Below are 16,134 nucleotides of genomic sequence, written 5' to 3' on the forward strand. Positions count from 1 at the left end.
TTATTTGAAGAATTAGCTAAATGTGATCAGGGATTTATTTTCCTAATTTCAATATCCTGAGCGCTCCTTGCACCACCAAAACAAAAACGATGCTCCCAATAATTAAATCAGGCTTATTGGAGTTTAGCCAATGCACTAAAAACCCAGCTATAATGACTCCTAAATTGATGATGACATCATTGGAAGTGAAAATCATACTGGCTTTCATATGCGCTTCTTCCTTCCCTTTTGACTGTTGTAATAGATAGAGGCATATTCCATTTGCAAGCAATGCCATGACAGAAATATAAATCATGGTGGTAAAGTGGGGAAGGCTTTCATTTCCAAAAATCTTCTCAATACTTCCAAGAATCCGAATGCAGCCAAAAGAATTTGAAAATACCCTGCCAGCTTTGCAATTTTCTTTTTCCGAACCAGTGTTCCTCCTACAGCAAAGAGGCTGATTCCATAAACAAAAGCATCGGCAAGCATATCCAGACTATCTGCCACCAATCCCATGGATTTTGAGATCAGACCAGTGGAAAGTTCAATGATGAAAAAGGAAAAGTTGATCGCAAGGACTACCCAGAGTAATTTTTTCTGTTGGGTAATATCTTCAAAATCGAATTGTTCTATTTTTTCAGTACTCAATCTATTCCCGCCCAAATTCAAATCCAAAATGGATCCTTCAATTTTTTCAGTCCCTCCATGATGGTAAACAGTTAATTTCCTGTTAGGAATATCAAATTTCAATTGTTTAATACATGCTAATCCGTCTAGCTTCATCCGGATTAAATTTTCCTCAGAAGGACAATCCATTTTTGGAATTTCAAAGGTTGATTTTTCCATTCGGGGTGAGAAGCTTTGCGAGTGGTTTATAATTGTTATTTAGGCTTTGTTTTTAGCCTTCAGAACACCTTAGATGTAAGTTTATTATTTAGTGGTTAATGAATCCTATTTTACTATTAAAATAATTTAAGGTTGAGAGCATAATACTCGTATTAGGGGGAATAGTTTGCTTCCGGCTAGGGTATGTTTGAATTCGGAGAGGGGGATATTCAGGATTTATTAATTTTGGTCATAAGCTACCCAATCCACTTTTATGATCAAGTAGTAGAATCCCATTTTTAATTTTTCGGGAAAAGGAATTTCCTATGCTTCTTTGGGCCTAAAACATTCAAAAGCCCTCTTTTGTTCAAGAAACCTTCGGAGCCCAACTTGCACATAGCATTCCATCAGCAGCCAAATCGGGATGTTCGCAATCTGCCCGATTCATTCGTTGGCAGCTTTTGCAATGCATGGATTTGTTTAATTGCTGAAGAATAGAAAATTGGTCACATGTGTATTCTTCACTGACTTTCAAATCATGTGTTTTGCACATGTGGGATTCGGAAAAAGAGTTGCAATGGTTGCAACTGGAGGCGATTCGGATAGACATGGCTATGAGATTTTAATGTCTATGAATTTACTTTAAAAATCACATAAAACCTTGGGGTACAGGGAATATGGAATTGTAATAAATAAAAATAGGGAAGGGGCTGAGAAACCTAATTGGAGGTGTTCAACTTAAATCCTCGTGATAAATCATGTTTATTTTATAGACACTACTTTAACAGGATTTAAAAATATCGCTTGCAATAAACATTCACTTACCACTTAATTTTTTCATAATCCACACTCGCTTTTGCAGTTCCTTTGGGGTTGGGGTCCAGGTAAAGTTCTTGTTCTTTTAAAAGTTTGATCTTTTTTGATTCCCCTTTAAGAATGGTGATTTCATTGATGATTTTTCCGTCTTGTTGAATTCTAACTGAAAATTGCATGTCCCCAATATTTTCAACAATTGCAAAGCAATCCTGTCCTCGGTAAGGATTAATCGTCGCGTCTTGACCAGGTCCTTTTCCAGTCATAATCATACTTTGAGAGGGCTCGAGTACAAATGTTGTTTGCGCAAGGACTTCATAGGCGGAGACAATAGTCAAGCAGAGTAATAAAAACAAGCGCTTCATGGTATGAAATAGTTTGTAGTTAGGTTTCAACAAATAGACAAGGATTAAGAAAAATGCCACTGGTTTTATATAGTACTTAATATAGTACTTACAGTGGCTTGTTTTTGTTTTAACTAAAAAATCTGGAAATATTTTTTGCTATCGTCCAGATATGGCATATGCCTCTGGGCTTTCATATATCGGTAAATTTTCTTAGTTGCGTTTCACTGTCAGGTAATTAAGGTGATGCATGTGGTATATCGTTTGTTACCCGGTGTTCCTTAACCCCAAGAAACAAGAGACCTACAAACCAGCCTGCCGGCTGGCAGGCATCTACTTAGACGGAACGGCTAGGTGTCGGTCAAAGTATTCGATAATCTTACCAAACAGGTAGCGATCGTAATTTTGCTCACGGCTCCATCCATGTGTTGCACCCGGTGCAAACGCAAAGTCGAAGTCCTTGCCCTGTTTAATCAGTTCTTCAGCTAACACGGTCACTGTCTTGAAGGGGACCACATGGTCTTGCATACCGTGGATAAACAGGAGTTTATCCTGCAGATTTGATGCATACTTGAGTGCTTTTCTTTCGAAGATCTCCGGGTGTGTCTGTGGGGTACGAACAATCGCAACATCGTCCGTGCCAAAGAACAGCGGGTCAACAGCCGCAGCTGCAGCAACACCTACCTGGAATAAGCCCGGCTTCATCAATAGCGAATAAACGGAAAGTGTGCCACCGTAACTGCTGCCCCAAATACCGATGCGTTCGGGATCGACATAATCCTGTGACTCCATGTAGGCAACGGCACTTGCATAATCCTCAATGTCCTGGTCCGCAAAACCCAGCAGGAACTCTTCACGGAATGCTCTACCATAACCGTCGCTACCTCGAGAATCCACCTGCATGATAATATATCCCTTCTTGACCAACAGTTGCTGCACGAGGCTGTAGTTACCGGCCCAGCGGTTTCTCGCTGTATTCGAATACACGGGCCCAAATAGCACTGGATACTTCTTACCGGGCTGCATATTCGTAGGTTTCAGAATCCGGGCATGCAGCGTGTATTCATCTACAAGACTGGGGAAACTAACGTATTCCGCAGCCGCCCAGGTTCGCTCCGTAAAGGCGGGCAACGGAGAGTTGGTTACTCGCGTAGCGTCACCACCCTCGCTGCTTACCACATAAAGCTCGGGCGGTGATGTGTCATTGCTGTGCATGAACACCAAGTGCCGGCCATCCGGTGAGGGGTAGCCATCGTTCCTGCCCGAAAGACATGTCACCTGCTCTGGATCGCCACCGGACATCTTCAGGCGATACACGTGTTGTTCGTAGGGATTGACGCCGTTGCCTGGATAAAACAGTGCATCACCAGCAATACTTGGGGCGGACAGTACATCGTAGGACGGATTAGTCAGGAGCTGCGGACGATCCCCAGGCGTTGAGGTATCGATCGTGTACAGGCCGTAGCGATCACCCATATCGCTTAAGAAAACAACCTTCTTTCCATCTGGATGCCAGGTAGACCCAAACGATGTATACATGCGGCTCTCTCGAACACCTCGCCAAATCTCGTGCATTTGGCTTTCTCCGGGTGCAACTACAAACAACTTACGTTCAACCGCCGTGTCGGATGCGATATCCACCAGCAGTGCACCGCTTGGTGACCAGTTGAAGTCGATGACCTGGTTAGCATGCGGATCTGGCAAATCGAGGTATATAATGTTCCCGCTTTCTACATCGAGCAGTCCAACCCTACGAATCTCATTTGGATCGCCCGGGTAACTTCTGCGTACTTCGTTGGGATTCGTTTCATCAGCGAGGTAATCCGGGAACGGTACCTTTCGCATCTCACGTCTGTCAACGAGGTGAAATACAATTGTTTTGCCATCCGGGGACCATTTGTAAGTTGGCCCACTCCAGATGCCTGGACCGATTTCACGTTCCGCTCGGCTGTATCGCCCCTTCTGTAAGCTCGAGAGACTGGCGATGCCGATCTTGGTGAGCTGGCGATTCTGTTTGGAAGGGAAGTCAGCAAGCCAAAGGTCACCGTTCCGTATATACGCCGCTTGCTTGCCGTTTGGCGATATCGACAGGTTATGTGCATCTGCCTGGACGGGCATAAATTGGAGGTCGTTTCCCTGGCTCAGCGAAGTCTGCCATAAGTTGTTGCCTCGGAGGCTGACGATTGTGTTCGCGTCGGTCCATGCAATATCGCGAACTGATGGGGATGGCGTATCGGAATTAAGGCGCACTTTCTTCCCATCGCTTGCGAATACCCAGAGGCCACGCCCAGGATTTCCTGGTTCACTCCAAGTAAAAGCGAAGTGCTTGCTGTTTGGTGCCCATGTGGGTTGGGACGGGGTTGTTCCTGTCAGTTTTGGCGTTGCGAATAGGTCATCAAGAGTGAGCTCACCTTCCTGTGCTGTAACTATTGCAGGCAACACCATCAGTAAGCCTGCCACTACCCATGTTTGCCAAAAAGAGATCTGTTGCATGTGTTTGTTTTAGTAGTTGTCTAGTGAAATAATCTTACACTGCTCAAATAGCGCACTCGCCAATCGAGCGTACGTTTTCTGAAGGTCTTCCAAGTCGGATTTTTTGGTTTTATCGTTACCTCTTCCTTGGAACATAACGTTCCTGGCTATGGGTAGTGCGGCATTTTGAAAACGTTCCGCCCTCGCCAGCCGGATGGTTATTGAAAGTACAAAATATCATTTTTTAGTTTCAAGGCCAGCATTTGCTATAGACGATGTTATGCCTTCGTGCTTTTTAATTTTCAAGTATGTTCATTAATTTCTTATTCAGATATAATTTTTCTTTACCGACTCTTATGGATGTTAGAAATCCTTCTTCTTCTAAGGCCATTAGATAGTTTCCGACTGTTTTTGGTGTTCCTAGGTCCATATCAATTAGGTTTTGTCTTTTGGTATAAGGCAGTTTGAAAATGACTTCAATTAAATCTTTGGAGTAAACTTTAGGAAGCTTTTCTTTTATTTCTAGTCCTGTTATTTCCATAAGTTGAATTATGGATTCTAATCTATTTAACCCTTTTATAGCAGTTTTTTCTACCATATCCAGCATGTATAGAATAAAATTCGACCAATTATTTTTCTCGGTTATCGCCTTTAAACCTTGGTAGTATTTGTCTTTATTCTCTATGATGTACTCACTTAAGAAAAGGGCAGGGATGTCAAGTAGTTGCTCTAGTTTTAGCTGAAGTAAAAGAAGAATACGACCTGTTCTTCCATTACCGTCCGAAAAAGGGTGTATGGCTTCAAATTGGTAATGTGAAATGGCCATTTTAATTAGTGGGTCTAACGTATGATTTTCATTGATGAAAGCTTCAAGATTTGCCATTTTTTCTCGAATTACCTCTTCACCTGATGGTGGTGTGTAGATAATATCGCCTTTTGAATTAGAGAGAGTCGTTCCAGGAGTTGTTCTTATTCCAGCTGTAGTTTGTTTAATACATTGAACAATTTCGATACAAAGGTTTGTTGTGATAAAAGGTTTTTCCTCAAGTCTTTTAAAACCTAACCAAATAGCTTCTTTGTAACTAATTACTTCTTTTGTAGCTAGGTTGTCGAATTTTTTATCTGCCACAACGGCTTGATACAAGTCGTCATTTGTTGTTACGATATTCTCAATTTCAGAACTAGCTTTTGCTTCCTGCAAATGAAGAGTGTCTAGAAATAAACTAGGATTAGGTAGGTTTCTTATTGCGCCATTTAATTGAGCTAAAGCCCTGCTGGCTTTGATTGTTTTTGTAAGAATTTCTTTAGTTTCTAGATCTGCTGTTGGTGGGAGTAGAGGCAGATTGTTAAATGGTTTGGCTTTATCGAAGCTGTTCATAATCGAGAGTAATTTTTACACCTGTATTTTATTCAGAGGTAAAAATAATCAAAAATTACTCTCGTATTGTTTTGAGAAGTAAGTTTTACTCTTGTTTTTTTTGCATGAGGCACAATGTCGGGGCGGTTTCCAAACGGTGTGGAGCCCCGACATTGAGAAACGACCGAAGGGATGTTTCTCAACGGTCCGGCTAGCAGCTGTAGTTTTGGTTTGTGTGTTGGCCTAAGCGACTATTGCTGCTACCATTGTTAGCAACAGTATTTATCAATTATTTTGTTAATTCGACTTCTATTTTTCTGTTGAAGTAATATTGGATAGAGATTTAATATTAGGTTGAATGCTGTACCGGAAAAAAAGAATATCAATTCAGACCTTAAGTCAAAAACAATAAATAGAATTAGTTGAGAACTTAATAATCCAATGAAATGTCCAAATTCACTTTTTATCATTTCATGTCTAGATATCAATAAGTTAGAACAACTTATACCATTAATCCTAATAGTCCGATTCATCTTGCCGTAAATTGTTTTAGTAACAAGGAATTCAAAAAAGTCAACGCCAATTTTTCGGTATATTTCTTTATCAATAGAGAGAGTGTTTGTTAATAACGACTTGTCCTTAAGTCTTCTCTCAAATAATTGGGACACTATTGCTCCTAATCCCCACGAACTAATCACAATTAAAAAGCTGTAAATGAAGTTCATTGGAAGGGTATCATAGTTCTGTTGAGGTACATATTGTTGCTAACGCTAAGCGCATGATCAGCAGCGCTTTATGAGCATTATTTTATTTTTTATCTGATCAATCTTAAGAGCACATTTCTATTGTCTAACACTTTAACCGCTTTGGATTATGCGCATTGTGTGCCTTGAATGGTGAATATAGACCCGTGATGGTCGTTCCAACGGGTGAAAGTCCCTTAAGCGCGGGAGTCGTTAACACCAGGCCAAGCAAGTGGCAAGGTGGTTTACCGCGAGGTATACACTGAAGTAAGCCAGACTGCGGTGTCTGTACTGACGAACAGGAACTCTATACTGAGGCTATGAGGATGGATGAGGTAGCACATCATGCCGAAGTCCAAAGCTCTGGAAACAGAGATAAGCCAAAATAGTAGATAGAGCAGCGATAGGCACAAGGATATTCACCTTACCGAGGGAGGTCTCTAGACGTCTGGAACGTCCAAGAGAAGTCAGCCGAGGTCATAGTAGTTATCGGAAACGAGCTGTAAATACTCGCAGAGGTCTCACTGGATAATGAAGGACTGAACATTGAATCGCGTCCTAATTCGGATAGGAATCCCGCACATGCGAGATAGCCTATTCTTAAGCGGACAAGGAGAACAAAGTAATGATAGAAAAAGTACTTCAATCCAAAAAAACCTTTATAAAGCCTACCGTCAAGTAGTGGGTAATAAAGGTCATCGGGAGTGGACGGTATGCAGGTGACCGAATTGAAGTCGTTTATCGACCAAGGCAAGACAGCTGTATTAACCGACATCCTGAAAAGGAGGTACGTACCTAAAGCTATCAGAGGGGTTGAAATCCCAAAGAGTAACGGAAAAACCAGATTACTCGGAGTCCCATGCGTAGTGGATAGATGGCTTCAACAGGCAGTTAGCCAGCAATTAGCCACCCGATTCGAATTAACTTTCGAAGAGGAGAGCCACGGTTTTCGACCTGGAAAGAACCTTCACGGAGCAGTAACACAAGCACTGAAAACATCAATGATGGCTATCAGGATATTGTTGACATTGATCTGAAAGGTTTTTGATGAAGTACAACACTACAAGTTGCTCAGTTAATCTACAACAGGGTGAAATGTCCCACAACTTTGTGGCTGATCCGAAAATGGCTGAGAGCACCAATCCAGATCAACGGAAAACTGCACAAACGCCGAAAGGGTATGCCACAGGGAAGTCCCCCAATCCTCTTCTATCCAATATATTATTGGACGAACTGGACAAGTATCTCAAAAGTAAAGGGTTGAAATTTGTCCGCTATGCCGATGACTTTAGTATCTATACTCAGTCAAAATCAGCTGCCCAAAAAGTAGGAAATGAAGCTCATATGTTCCTGAAGAACAGACTGGACTTGCCTATCAACAGGGAGAAAGGAATCCGAAGACCCTGACTTTTGAGCTGCTAGGTCATGGCTTCGTGCCAACCTACAAAAAGGGGGAAAAAGGGTAAATACCAACTGGTAGTGAAGAAGCAAAGCTGGGAAAACCTGAAGCGTAAGTCAAAGGAATAAACTAAGAAAAACCCTACCATACAGCTTTGAAGAGCGACTTCAAAACTCAGAGAGGTATGGATGGGCTGGGTAAACAATTATCGACTGGCCAGTATTCAGGCCAAGCTCAAACAACTCGACGAGTGGCTGAGGAACAGACTCAGATATTGCATTTGGCATGACTGAAAAAGCCTGAGCGAAAACGCAAAACCTAATTAGACTGGGAGTGGATCAAGACCATGCCTACGCATGGAGTAGAACCAGAAAGGAGGATGGGCTGTAGCTCAGAGTCCCATACTGTAAATAACGATTACACTTTCCAGACTGAAAAGAAAGGGCTAAGGTAAGTATGCTGGACTATTACTCAAAATCAAAGCCCGAGATTCATCAATGAACTGCCGTATACGAGACCCGTACGTACGGTGGTGTGAGAGGCGCACCGTGGGCTTATGGCTCACGGCCGTCTACTCGATTGCTGGCCGTACATTCATTAGCACCAAATTCTTTTTTCCAACAATTGAATGACGCTGTATTGTCTTACTTCACTGACATTAGGATATTTTTCTGCATATATCCATGGTTCATAGAATGAATAATTCTCAATCCTTCCATCCTCTTTTACATCTAGATCATAACTCCGAACTATCTAATACATGAATGACTTCATAACTTTACCTCTTACTGTAGTAACCTCTTTTCTTAATTTATTTTTTGATTTCTTCCTGACTTGGAAGGTCCATTATACCTAAGTCTTTTAAATCTTTCCATAAGTATTCCCAGCCAGAATTAGGTTTCAAATTAGCTATATCATAATTCTTAATTTTTGTGGTTACTTCTTCATTCTTATTCAGCTTCATTAAATAATCATATCTTGATGCTACTCAGAGTCTTTTTTCTTCTTTATCCACAAGACCAACCCTCCATTTGTAAATCCTCTACCAAAAAATATTCTTAAGTCTATGTCATTATCACTGGTCTTCAATTTTGGGATATTAAGCTGTTTTTCAAGTTTCTCGTTAGTGACAAATTCCACTTCATCATCATTCTTCTGTGCAAATGCTGAAAATAGGGTGGCTATAATTAGTACATTAAACAATGATTTCATCTTCTTCATGGCACACAACGGTTTGCATATGGCTTGTGGCGGTTTCGAAGCACTTTCCAGTCCACCGAAACCAAAGTTGGCTACGAAGCGAAAACCTTGCTGACAGCCGTTTACCCGCCATAAGCCATATGTGGTGTGTGTGCCTTGAATGGTGAATATAGACCAAAAGATGGTCGTTCCAACGGGTGAAAGTCCCTTAAGCGCGGGAGTCGTTACCCGAAGCCAAGCAAGTGGCAAGGTGGTTTACCGCGAGGTATACACTGAAGTGCTTTCAGACTGCGGTGTCTGTACTGACGAACAGGAACTCTATACTGAGGCTATGAGGATGGATGAGGTAGCACATCATGCCGAAGTCCAAAGCTCTGGAAACAGAGATAAGCCAAAATAGTAGATAGAGCAGCGATAGGCACAAGGATATTCACCTTTTACCGAGGAGGTCTCTAGACGTCTGGAACGTCCAAGAGAAGTCAGCCGAGGTCATAGTAGTTATCGGAAACGAGCTGTAAATACTGCAGAGGTCTCACTGGATAATGAAGGACTGAACATTGAATCGCGTCCTAATTCGATAGGAATCCCGCACATGCGAGATAGCCTATTCTTAAGCGGACAAGGGAGAACAAAGTAATGATAGAAAAAGTACTTCAATCCAAAAAACCTTTATAAAGCCTACCGTCAAGTAGTGCGGGTAATAAAGGCTCATCGGGAGTGGACGGTATGCAGGTGACCGAATTGAAGTCGTTTATCGACCAAGGCAAGACAGCTGTATTAACCGACATCCTGAAAAGGAGGTACGTACCTAAAGCTATCAGAGGGGTTGAAATCCCAAAGAGTAACGGAAAAACCAGATTACTCGGAGTCCTATTATGCAGTGGATAGATGGCTTCAACAGGCAGTTAGCCAGCAATTAGCCACCTGATTCGAATTAACTTTCGAAGAGGAGAGCCACGGTTTTCGACCTGGAAAGAACCTTCACGGAGCAGTAACACAAGCACTGAAAAACATCAATGATGGCTATCAGATATTGTTGACATTGATCTGGTATGTTCTTTTGATGAAGTACAACACTACAAGTTGCTTCAGTTAATCTACAACAGGGTGAAATGTCCCATTTAACTTTGTGGCTGATCCGAAACGCTGAGAGCACCAATCCAGATCAACGGAAAACTGCACAAACGCCGAAAGGGTATGCCACAGGGAAGTCCCCCTTAGTCCTCTTCTATCCAATATATTATTGGACGAACTGAAGGCATTCCGTGTATAAAGGGCTGGAAATTTGTCCGCTATGCCGATGACTTCAGTATCTATATCAGTCAAAATCAGCTGCCCAAAAAGTAGGAAATGAAGTCTATATGTTCCCTGAAGAACAGACTGGACTTGCCTATCAACAGGAGAAAAGCGGAATCCGAAGACCCCTGACTTTGGAGCCGCGTTGTGGCCGCGGCTTCGTGCCAACCTACAAAAAGGGGGAAAAGGGTAAATACCAAACTGTAGTGAAGAAGCAAAGCTGGGAAAACCTGAAGCGTAAGCTCAAAGGAATAACCAAGAAAAACCTTACCATACAGCTTGAAGAGCGACTTCAAAAACTCAGAGAGGTATGGATGGGCTGGGTAAACAATTATCGACTGGCCAGTATTCAGGCCAAGCTCAAACAACTCGACGAGTGGCTGAGGAACAGGACTCAGGATATTGCATTTGGCATGACTGGAAAAAGCCTGAGCGAAACGCAAAAACCTAATTAGGACTGGGAGTGGATCAAGACCATGCCTACGCATGGAGTAGAACCAGAAAAGGAGGATGGGCTGTAGCTCAGAGTCCCATACTGGTAACAACGATTACACTTTCCAGACTGAAAGAAAGGGCTATGTAAGTATGCTGGACTATTACTCAAAATCAAAGCCCGAGATTCAATGAACCGCCGTATACGACCCGTACGTACGGTGGTGTGAGAGGCGCACCGTGGGCTTATGGCTCACGGCCGTCTACCGGATTATGTGGCGATTACTCTTCTTTCTCAAAAAATATCCTAACAATATTATCGGTTTTAACCGGAATACCTTTGATTGTCCCTGGTATCCATCTAGAATAACTAGTTTTTAGTTTCCTTACTGCAATTTTGAATAAATCATCTCGATATTTCTCATTCTCTTCCATTTGAGGGACAAAATTATTTATGTAAAAGTCTGATATTGTGCTGTCCTTTTCTACTATAAAACCTAGGTCAAGAAAGGGCCAACCTCCGAATTCAGATTTATTTTTCACAACGTTGATATTATTTACTTTTATAGTTGTTAAATAATCTCCGGTTCTTTCTATTTCTTTTGGTAGTCTTGGTCTTTCATCACAATCCCAGTATTTCACAAGTATATCTTCTGATTGAGTTCGAAATATGAAAAGACTATCAGCTTTTTCATGAAGTTTTTCTTTGAAACCTACTCCATATTTTTCAATAATTACTTTATCCATGAAATCCCCATAACAACCCTGTGTTTGACCTTCATAAATTACATCGCTTATTAAGTCAAAATCGAATACCAATCCATATTGTTTGCAAAGTTTCCTTAACTCATTTTCATATCGAATTTCTCCGAAAAGAAACCCTATAGTTTGGGTGAATACAATCCTTCCATTTTCTATATCCTTTTTAGCTCTTTCTATTTCAGAAATGCAGAGAGTGTCATTTGAATTAGGATTATTTACATAATGAATTCTTTGAAGTAATTCATCTTCATAAAAATTTTGCTCGTTCTGTGAACAAGCATCAATCGAAATAAGTAAGAAAAGTAGAAATAGCTGCCTCATATTTTTTCAATGCTACATAACGTTTTGCAGCTACCCGAAGGTGGCGATTTCGAAGCACTTCATTGTCAACCAAGTACAGACTTTGATAGAAGCACAACGCTTGATTTAACCATTGCACCGCCACTTTTGGGTAGGTGCTGTGTGTGTGCCCAGCATGGGCATCAGATATCGAAGATATCAAATTATTCCAGAGGGTGAAAGTCCCTTATGGGCGGGGGTAACGCCCCGAAGCATTAGCAAGTCGCAAGGTGGTTTGTCGTGAGACATTCACTGAAGGAAGCGAGACTGCAAACCTTGGTTCCAACGAACAGGAATCCGGATACGGAGGCTATTTAATGGATGAGGTAGCACATCATACTGACGTCCAAAGGTTGGTTAACCAACATGTGCTTAGATGGTAGATCCAGTGGATATTGAGGGAAGGAATATGCTCTTACCTGGGGAGATCTCTGGCTGTCGTGAACATCTAAGAGAAGTCAGCAGAAGTCATAGTAGCTATGAGGAAACTTGAGCTAAGAACTATGGAGGTCTCACAAAAGTAGTAAAGGACTGAACATTGGATTACGTCCAAATTGATAGGAGTACTGTTTTGGTATAGCCTTATCTTAAGCGGACAGGGTTATCAAGTAAATGATGATAGAAAAAAGTACTCAACCGTAAGAACCTTTTTATAAAGCCTACCGACAGGTGGTGCAGAACAAGGGTTCGGCAGGTGTGGACGGCATGAATGTGACTGAACTACTTTCCTACTTGAAGGCAACAGGGGCGGGATTGCCACATCCATTCTGAACCATGCGTATGTACTGAAACCTATCAAAGGGGTGAAATCCCTCAAGAGTAACGGAAAGACCAGATTATTAGGTGTTCCCACAGTAGTAGACAGGTGGCTTCAACAAGCAGTAAGCCAAGTGCTGATGACCAAATACGAACTCACGTTCGAGGAACACAGCTATGGGTTCAGCCCCTGAAAAGAACATCCATAAGGCGGTAAGACAAGCCCCATAAACATCAATGATGGCTATCAGGACATCGTGGATATTGATCTGAAGGGTCCTTGATGAGGTTGACCACTCGACGCTACTCCAATTGATCTACCAACAAAACGTCCGACAACTCTCCGTCTCATCAGAAAGTGGCTACGTGCACCCATCCAGATCAACGGAAAACTGCACAGGCGTAGGAAAGGTGTACCACAGGATCTCCTATCAGCCCGCTTTTGTCCAACATCCTTCTGGATTTATTGACAAGGAACTGGAAAGAAGAAACCTTTTGATGATATTTATATGCTGATGACTTTGCATCTTACACAAAACGTGAAAGAGAAAGCTAGAAAAGGAACGAGATTTTTGGCCTTTTCTCAAAAGGCAAGCTTAAACTACCCATTAACAAAGAGAAAAAGTATCCGTGCAGACCCTCTAACTTTCGAAATGTTGGGACATGCCATTTGTTCCGACATACCAGAAAGGGGTGAAAGGAAAATACCAGTTGGTAGCGAAAAAGAATAGTTGGGAATCACTCAAACGAAAGCTCAAGCAGCTCACCAAGAAAACAAAACCATACGGCTTGGAGGAACGGTTGAAAAAGCTGGCTGAAGTCTGGCGCGGATGGGTGAACAATTATCGTCTCGCCAGTATCACAGCCAAACTGAAATCACTTGATGAGGAACGGTTAAGAAACCGTCTCCGATATTGATTCGGCATGATTGGAAGAAGCCTGAGCGGAAACGTAAAAACCTAATCAGATTGGGAGTAGATCAAGATCATGCTTTACTCAAGGAGACCAGAAAAGGAGGATGGGCAGTAGCCCAGAGTCCGATATTGATTACAACAATCACTCTGCCACGCTTAAGAAGAAAAGGCTACGAATCTATGCTTTCCCTATTACTCAAAACGCAACCTACAACCCAGTGAACCGCCGTATACGAGACCCGTACGCTGGTGGTGTGAGAGGCGCACGTGGGCTTATGGCTCACGGCCGTCTACTCGATTGGCACCAGTGTTATATTTTAATTTTCTGTCAACGGTTCTTTTCTTTTTGCTGATCATTTTGGCTTAGGTAATGAACGGATATCAGAACTTGAATGCTGGGGTCTTTCAAGTCGTAGTATTCAGGATTCGTGTAAATTCTTTGTTGGAGCAGACCCATTGATTCCCAATCTCCAGCTCCCATTATACTCTCATAATATTGTTTCAAGTCTGGGTTTCGCTTTGAAAGGTCTTTTAAGAAAAGAGCGTACTTCCCTTCTATGTTAAGACCTATATATTTGTAAGTCTTGTTCTCACGAAAGTTTCTTGCTTTACCGAATTTCCATATCTCTGAGAATAGGTCGGATTCAAAGTTTGAGTACAATTCCTTTTGTTCTTCAAATTCTACATTTTCTAGGATTGGCATGTAACCATATTCACCTAAATATGGAATTAATGAGTCAATGCACGACTTGAACTCATCAGTCGAACCGCACATTTGAGACTGAAAAAACGATTTCAGCTTTTGCAAGTCTTTTATCTCAGCTCCACTGAAGTTGGCCTTTAATTCAGTCGAACGAAACTTTTGTGAGCAATTAGAAACTAAAATTGAAATAATAATTATGTAGAAAATTCTTGTCATTTTACATTGGTGCCAACGATTGTGTATACGCAACCAGTTGCGCATATATTCTATATATCTAAATTGTCCAGAGGACTTTGAATCTGATTAAATCCCTTGGTAGTTACATGGGTATAGATTTCAGTTGTTTTTGAACTACTATGTCCCAAAAGTGATTGAATATACCTCAAGTCGGTTCCATTTTCCAGTAAATGGGTTGCAAATGAATGTCTTAAGGTATGAGCTGTAATATTTTTAGAGATTCCAGCACGTTTAACTGCTCTTTTTAGTATGGCCTGAATACTTCGGCTAGAATATTTAATAGGTCGGTCGTTTGTACTTTCTTGTCCTTCAAATAAATAGTATGTCGGCTTATATTGCTTGAAATATTCCCTCAATAAATCCAATAGTTTTTTGGAAAGGATCGTATATCTATCTTTTTTGCCCTTAGCCTCCTCAATTCGTATTTGCATTCGCTGGGAATCAATGGCAGAAATTGGAAGATTGATCAATTCTCCAATTCTTAGTCCTGCTGAATAGATCGTGCTCAATATTGCCAAATGTTTGATGTTTTTCACTTGATTAAGAATCATTTTGATTTCTTCTTCACTACAGACTACAGGAAGTGTTTTTTCTCTTCTGGGACGTTCCACAAAATACAACTTTCTTTTACCACCTAATACTTTCTCAAAGTAAAATTTGATGGCATTAATTGCTTGATTTTGATAAGAACTGGATACTTTTCGATCAGTGACCAGAAATCTTGAGAACTCTATGACATGTTTCTCATTCAATGAATCCATGTCTTCGGCTGGAAAATGATTGATAAACTCCTCAAATAAAGGGATATAGGTCTTAATGGTGTTTTCGCTGTATCGTAATTCTAAAAGCTTATCCTTATAGGAATTAGGTGCAGGTTTGTATCGAGCGACTTCCTCAGGCTTGAGTTTGGCAATCCCTGTTTTGGGAGGCTCCATTTCTATTCTTAATGAAAGACCTGCTTGGGCACTGTGAACTTTTATTTCTTCTAAAAATTGTTCAGAATAGGGTACCGTCCACCATTTGTTTTTGCTATCCCATTTTGCATAAGGGATAGTTTTAATGTGTTTTATTAGTGTAGGAAAATACCCAAAAAGGAGTTTGATTCTTCTGTTTTGGGTGATTATCGCCAATAATGCAGTTTTCTCAATGTTCGCTCTGGAAATAGTTGAGGGTTGGTGGAGTCCATCTTTTGTCAGTTTACTAATTCTCTTTCCAAAATAAGAATCCAGTTTTTCCAGATTCCCAGGATAATGAGGGATTTCCCAAAGAAAAAGATCTTTATTCCATCGTGAATAAAGAATGCCTCTCACAAAGCTGATATCAGCTTCATTTTTTGGCATTTTCAAGAGAATCTTTCTCCCCTTTACTTCAATTTCAACTGCTTTATTCATTAAAAAAATATTCAAAAGTTGCGTATATACAGCTATATGGTAAATATGCGAAATTATTCTAAATAATTAGTTCATCTACTAATTATTATATGATAGATATTCTAGTTATTCCTTGAGTACTTAATTCGAGATTTATGTTCTTAGATTTAAATTACAAGCTGAACTGAAT

21 protein-coding genes and 1 pseudogene are annotated in these 16,134 nt (G+C 41.1%); 9 read left to right on the forward strand and 13 right to left on the reverse strand.

Annotation, left to right across the window (positions count from 1 at the left end; genetic code table 11):
* Positions 1-34: 34 nt before the first annotated feature.
* The 7 genes and pseudogenes from V8V91_RS25695 to V8V91_RS25725 form a co-directional block, all read right to left on the reverse strand.
* Positions 35-828: pseudogene (locus V8V91_RS25695) on the reverse strand (cation transporter).
* A 346-nt stretch (positions 829-1,174) separates the two neighbouring features.
* Complete coding sequence (locus V8V91_RS25700) at positions 1,175-1,417, reverse strand: hypothetical protein (protein WP_074223588.1); 243 nt, start codon at positions 1,415-1,417, stop codon at positions 1,175-1,177.
* A gap of 211 nt (positions 1,418-1,628) precedes the next feature.
* Positions 1,629-1,985, reverse strand: coding sequence for a hypothetical protein (locus V8V91_RS25705; RefSeq protein ID WP_373397874.1), 357 nt, complete (start codon positions 1,983-1,985; stop codon positions 1,629-1,631).
* 312 nt (positions 1,986-2,297) lie between these two features.
* Positions 2,298-4,457, reverse strand: a complete 2,160-nt coding sequence (locus V8V91_RS25710) for a prolyl oligopeptidase family serine peptidase (RefSeq protein WP_373397875.1) — start codon at positions 4,455-4,457, stop codon at positions 2,298-2,300.
* Positions 4,458-4,466: 9 nt separating this feature from the next.
* Positions 4,467-4,592, reverse strand: a complete 126-nt coding sequence (locus tag V8V91_RS25715) for a hypothetical protein (protein ID WP_373397876.1) — start codon at positions 4,590-4,592, stop codon at positions 4,467-4,469.
* Between the two features lie 139 nt (positions 4,593-4,731).
* The gene (locus V8V91_RS25720) at positions 4,732-5,814 is read right to left on the reverse strand and encodes a Fic family protein (protein ID WP_373397877.1); all 1,083 of its coding nucleotides are present in this window, start codon (positions 5,812-5,814) and stop codon (positions 4,732-4,734) included.
* Positions 5,815-6,062: 248 nt separating this feature from the next.
* Positions 6,063-6,518 carry a hypothetical protein gene (locus tag V8V91_RS25725; RefSeq protein ID WP_373397878.1) on the reverse strand — a complete coding sequence of 152 codons (456 nt, stop codon included), beginning with the start codon at positions 6,516-6,518 and terminating at the stop codon, positions 6,063-6,065.
* Positions 6,519-7,249: 731 nt separating this feature from the next.
* Here V8V91_RS25725 and V8V91_RS25730 point away from each other — a divergent pair.
* The 3 genes from V8V91_RS25730 to V8V91_RS25740 all read left to right on the forward strand — a co-directional run bounded on the left by V8V91_RS25730 (position 7,250) and on the right by V8V91_RS25740 (position 8,228).
* Positions 7,250-7,573: a hypothetical protein gene (locus V8V91_RS25730; RefSeq protein WP_373397879.1), complete on the forward strand. Its 324-nt coding sequence runs from the start codon at positions 7,250-7,252 to the stop codon at positions 7,571-7,573.
* Between the two features lie 58 nt (positions 7,574-7,631).
* Complete coding sequence (locus V8V91_RS25735) at positions 7,632-7,943, forward strand: reverse transcriptase domain-containing protein (RefSeq protein WP_373397880.1); 312 nt, start codon at positions 7,632-7,634, stop codon at positions 7,941-7,943.
* Positions 7,944-8,123: 180 nt separating this feature from the next.
* The gene (locus tag V8V91_RS25740) at positions 8,124-8,228 is read left to right on the forward strand and encodes a group II intron maturase-specific domain-containing protein (protein ID WP_373397881.1); all 105 of its coding nucleotides are present in this window, start codon (positions 8,124-8,126) and stop codon (positions 8,226-8,228) included.
* Between the two features lie 518 nt (positions 8,229-8,746).
* Here the strand turns inward: V8V91_RS25740 and V8V91_RS25745 are convergent.
* Both V8V91_RS25745 and V8V91_RS25750 read right to left on the reverse strand, forming a co-directional pair.
* A complete protein-coding gene (locus V8V91_RS25745) occupies positions 8,747-8,899 on the reverse strand; it encodes a hypothetical protein (RefSeq protein WP_373397882.1) in 153 nt (50 codons plus the stop codon).
* A gap of 20 nt (positions 8,900-8,919) precedes the next feature.
* On the reverse strand, positions 8,920-9,384 hold the full coding sequence (locus V8V91_RS25750) for a hypothetical protein (protein ID WP_373397883.1): 465 nt from the start codon (positions 9,382-9,384) through the stop codon (positions 8,920-8,922).
* 1 nt (position 9,385) lies between these two features.
* Between V8V91_RS25750 and V8V91_RS25755 the strand changes: the two genes are divergently transcribed.
* Complete coding sequence (locus V8V91_RS25755) at positions 9,386-9,535, forward strand: hypothetical protein (protein ID WP_373397884.1); 150 nt, start codon at positions 9,386-9,388, stop codon at positions 9,533-9,535.
* Between the two features lie 961 nt (positions 9,536-10,496).
* Positions 10,497-10,886 (forward strand): group II intron maturase-specific domain-containing protein, encoded by a 390-nt coding sequence (locus V8V91_RS25760; RefSeq protein WP_373397885.1) that lies wholly within the window; start codon positions 10,497-10,499, stop codon positions 10,884-10,886.
* Between the two features lie 259 nt (positions 10,887-11,145).
* On the opposite strand, the gene V8V91_RS25765 is transcribed toward V8V91_RS25760, so the two are convergent.
* Together V8V91_RS25765 and V8V91_RS25770 are read right to left on the reverse strand one after the other, a co-directional pair.
* Positions 11,146-11,946 (reverse strand): hypothetical protein, encoded by an 801-nt coding sequence (locus V8V91_RS25765; RefSeq protein ID WP_373397886.1) that lies wholly within the window; start codon positions 11,944-11,946, stop codon positions 11,146-11,148.
* Positions 11,906-12,127: a hypothetical protein gene (locus V8V91_RS25770; RefSeq protein ID WP_373397887.1), complete on the reverse strand. Its 222-nt coding sequence runs from the start codon at positions 12,125-12,127 to the stop codon at positions 11,906-11,908. Before V8V91_RS25770 ends, V8V91_RS25765 begins: the two co-directional genes overlap by 41 nt.
* 67 nt (positions 12,128-12,194) lie before the next feature.
* On the opposite strand from V8V91_RS25770, the gene V8V91_RS25775 reads away from it, so the two are divergent.
* The 4 genes from V8V91_RS25775 (at position 12,195) to V8V91_RS25790 (ending at position 13,856) form a co-directional block, all read left to right on the forward strand.
* A complete protein-coding gene (locus V8V91_RS25775; RefSeq protein ID WP_373397888.1) occupies positions 12,195-12,347 on the forward strand; it encodes a hypothetical protein in 153 nt (50 codons plus the stop codon).
* Between the two features lie 420 nt (positions 12,348-12,767).
* Positions 12,768-12,914: a hypothetical protein gene (locus V8V91_RS25780; RefSeq protein WP_373397889.1), complete on the forward strand. Its 147-nt coding sequence runs from the start codon at positions 12,768-12,770 to the stop codon at positions 12,912-12,914.
* Positions 12,915-13,413: 499 nt separating this feature from the next.
* Entirely contained in the window at positions 13,414-13,638 is a 225-nt protein-coding gene (locus tag V8V91_RS25785; RefSeq protein WP_373397890.1) for a group II intron maturase-specific domain-containing protein, read from the forward strand.
* 50 nt (positions 13,639-13,688) lie between these two features.
* Positions 13,689-13,856 (forward strand): hypothetical protein, encoded by a 168-nt coding sequence (locus tag V8V91_RS25790; protein ID WP_373397891.1) that lies wholly within the window; start codon positions 13,689-13,691, stop codon positions 13,854-13,856.
* 106 nt (positions 13,857-13,962) lie between these two features.
* On the opposite strand, the gene V8V91_RS25795 is transcribed toward V8V91_RS25790, so the two are convergent.
* Both V8V91_RS25795 and V8V91_RS25800 read right to left on the reverse strand, forming a co-directional pair.
* Entirely contained in the window at positions 13,963-14,337 is a 375-nt protein-coding gene (locus V8V91_RS25795) for a hypothetical protein (RefSeq protein WP_373397892.1), read from the reverse strand.
* Between the two features lie 266 nt (positions 14,338-14,603).
* On the reverse strand, positions 14,604-15,965 hold the full coding sequence (locus V8V91_RS25800; RefSeq protein ID WP_373397893.1) for a tyrosine-type recombinase/integrase: 1,362 nt from the start codon (positions 15,963-15,965) through the stop codon (positions 14,604-14,606).
* Between the last annotated feature and the right edge of the window lie 169 nt (positions 15,966-16,134).

Origin of the sequence: Algoriphagus halophilus (assembly GCF_041729275.1) — a bacterium.
GTDB classification, from domain to species: Bacteria; Bacteroidota; Bacteroidia; order Cytophagales; family Cyclobacteriaceae; genus Algoriphagus; species Algoriphagus halophilus_A.